Raw genomic sequence first — 2,746 nt, 5'->3', positions numbered from 1 at the left:
TCCCGATTGTATTCGCGTAGGTATCGGCTAGTCAAGGTATGATTTGGTAAGCTTTATTTTTAGGGGGGCTGTTGGCTATGAAGGAAATGACCACACACGAACGGATGACGCGGATGTTTGAGCATCGTGATGCTGACCGGGTGCCGATTACTGATTACCCATGGGAAGCTACTATGGAACGGTGGAAGCAGGAGGGGATGCCGAAAGATGCCGATTTCGCAAGCTATTTCGACCTCGACAAGTTTGCCGGCGTTGGCGGCGACAACAGCCCTCGCTATGAAGGCAAAGTGCTTGAAGAGACCGATGAATATATCATCTACACTTCTGGTTGGGGCGTTACCCTTAAAAGTTGGAAGCATAAAGCATCCGTTCCTGAATTTCTCGATTATAAAGTCAACACTCCCGAAGCTTGGGCTGAAGCAAAAGCGCAAATGCAGCCGACCCCTGACCGCATCGATTGGAGCTTCATCAAAGCTAACTACAAGCGATGGCGCGACGAGGGGCAGTGGATCAATGGCGGGCTCTGGTTTGGGTTTGATGTCACCCATTCATGGATGGCGGGCACCGAAACGATTCTTACGGGCATGATCGAGGATCCTGAGTGGATTTCCGATATGTTCAACCACTATCTCGATGTCAGCATAGCTTTGTTAGAAATGATCTGGCAGGAAGGTTATACTTTTGATGCCGTCGCATGGCCGGATGATATGGGCTATAAACTCAATCAGTTTTTCTCCCTCAGAACCTATCGCGCGGTCTTAAAACCGGTACAGAAACGCGCCTGTGATTGGGCGCATTCTAAAGGCATCAAAACCATGCTCCATTCATGCGGCGATATCCGGCCCTTTATCCCCGAATTAATCGAAATCGGAATTGACTCTCTCAACCCCCTCGAAGTCAAAGCCGGCAACAATCCAGTAGAGATCAAGCGCCAATACGGCGATAAACTGGTACTCCAAGGCGGCCTGAACGCCGTTCTGTGGGATAAACCTGACCAAATCGAAGCTGAAATGCGCAGTGTAGTCCCCATCCTAAAGCAAAACGGCGGTTACATCCTCTCATCAGACCACTCGATCCCATCGAGTGTTAGCCTAAAAGACTTCAAAAGAATAATCGAGCTAATGAAGGAACTGGGTTCGTACGATTAAGATTTTCGGCTAAGTAGTGATTGTTAGCAATAAACTATCGCTATATTGCAACAGGTCGGTCGGGCAGCGTCAATAACCCTTGACCTGTCCTACGCTTTGGGTCATCATTTGGGGTATGAGAAAATTAGTTGGATTTTTAGTGGCTTTGATTATAGCAGGGAGCGCTTTCGGGGCGGCTCCTGGGAAGAGAATTGACTGGAGTAAGGTTAAAAAGACTGTGTTTTGCTCCATTATGCTCAATTATGGGACGGCGAAGGGGCCGACTAAGGAGTATGCAGGATGGAGTGCGGCGGGGTGTCGTCCGGGGGTGGTGCTCGACAAGAAGACCGGGCGGCGGGATATGCCGATGCTTTATCAGCCGATGGTCGGGCCTTATGACCAGAAAGACCCGCGCACGATTAAGTACCACATGGACATGGCCGACCGGATGGGTATCGATTCATGGGCGGTGTGGTATTGGCCTCCTCTAGATAAGGCATCGAAAGTTCATCGGAATAACATGAAGCTCTACATGGATTACATCGAGAAGCATCACCGGCGAGTAAAGGTGTGCGCAGTGATGGATAATGCCTTCTTCCCGGTGGGCGTGGAGCTAAAGCTATTCAAAGACTGGACGGCCGATGATGTGGTCAAACATGCCGTATATGTGCTCAAGAATTTTGCCTCGCGTCCGTCTTATTTCAAATATGAAGGTCGCCCTGTGATGTTTATGTACGGCACATGGATTTTCCGCGACCATCATAAGCCGGTGGATTGGGACTATGTCCTCAACAAGATCCGCAAGCACGGTTATGACCCCATTTTTATCGTCGAAGTAGGCCCCGAGATGTCCCTTGAGGTCTGCCCCGGCGGTGAAGGCCAGTTCAAAAGTTGCGGCTCTTACTATCAAAAGCTTATGACGATTTTCGAAGGCGTATTCAACGTCTGCCAGATTGGTTATGGCGGTCTAAAAGATTTCAACCGAGCGAATGTCTGGAAAGCCGGCGTCAAAGCTGCCAGCGAGAAAAACGCTCTCTACATGCCTAACCCATCGGCCGGTTATCACACCTACCTATGGGAAAAGCCCCCGGCTACCATCTTCGATGTCCCGCGAAAAGATGGTCAACACTATTCGGATACTTGGCAAGACGCCTCCAACAGCGGCGCCCGTTGGATATTCCTCCATACCTGGAACGAATGGTACGAAAACACCCAACTAGAACCCGCGTTGGACTACAAGTACCTCTATGTTGACCTGACGAGAAAGTGGATAAAGAAGTTCAAGTCGGAGAAGTAGGAAATCGAAGCAAGAAGTACGATCAGGGCCTAAGTCATTACTTACCTATATCATTGTGAAACGGTATGAGTTGAATCAAACCATGACCACCCTTCGATATAGGCAGGAGGCCTTCTCAAGAATTCGGTCTTCACTTTTGTAGGGGCGTAGCTTGCTACGCCCTCCGGAAGGGCAGGGCAAGCCCTGACCCTACATCCGTATGAAAGCCCATGAGATTCCCTTGTATTGTCCATTGATAAGGGGGGAATACGTCTTGGCTGATGGCTGACAGCTTAAGGCTTTGCCTCGACTAAGACGACGGCTAGGAGGGCGAATTCGGGGG

At 49.9% G+C, this 2,746-nt stretch carries 2 protein-coding genes; both read left to right on the top strand.

The annotated features are described in order from the left end of the window. Positions 1-77: 77 nt before the first annotated feature. Positions 78-1,148 (top strand): uroporphyrinogen decarboxylase family protein, encoded by a 1,071-nt coding sequence (locus WCO51_12080; GenBank protein MEI6513991.1) that lies wholly within the window; start codon positions 78-80, stop codon positions 1,146-1,148. A 115-nt stretch (positions 1,149-1,263) separates the two neighbouring features. After that, complete coding sequence (locus WCO51_12075; protein ID MEI6513990.1) at positions 1,264-2,424, top strand: hypothetical protein; 1,161 nt, start codon at positions 1,264-1,266, stop codon at positions 2,422-2,424. Positions 2,425-2,746 lie beyond the last annotated feature (322 nt).

Source organism: bacterium, assembly GCA_037131655.1.
Lineage (GTDB): Bacteria > Armatimonadota > Fimbriimonadia > Fimbriimonadales > JBAXQP01 > JBAXQP01.
This window is presented reverse-complemented; position numbering and strand designations above follow the sequence as displayed.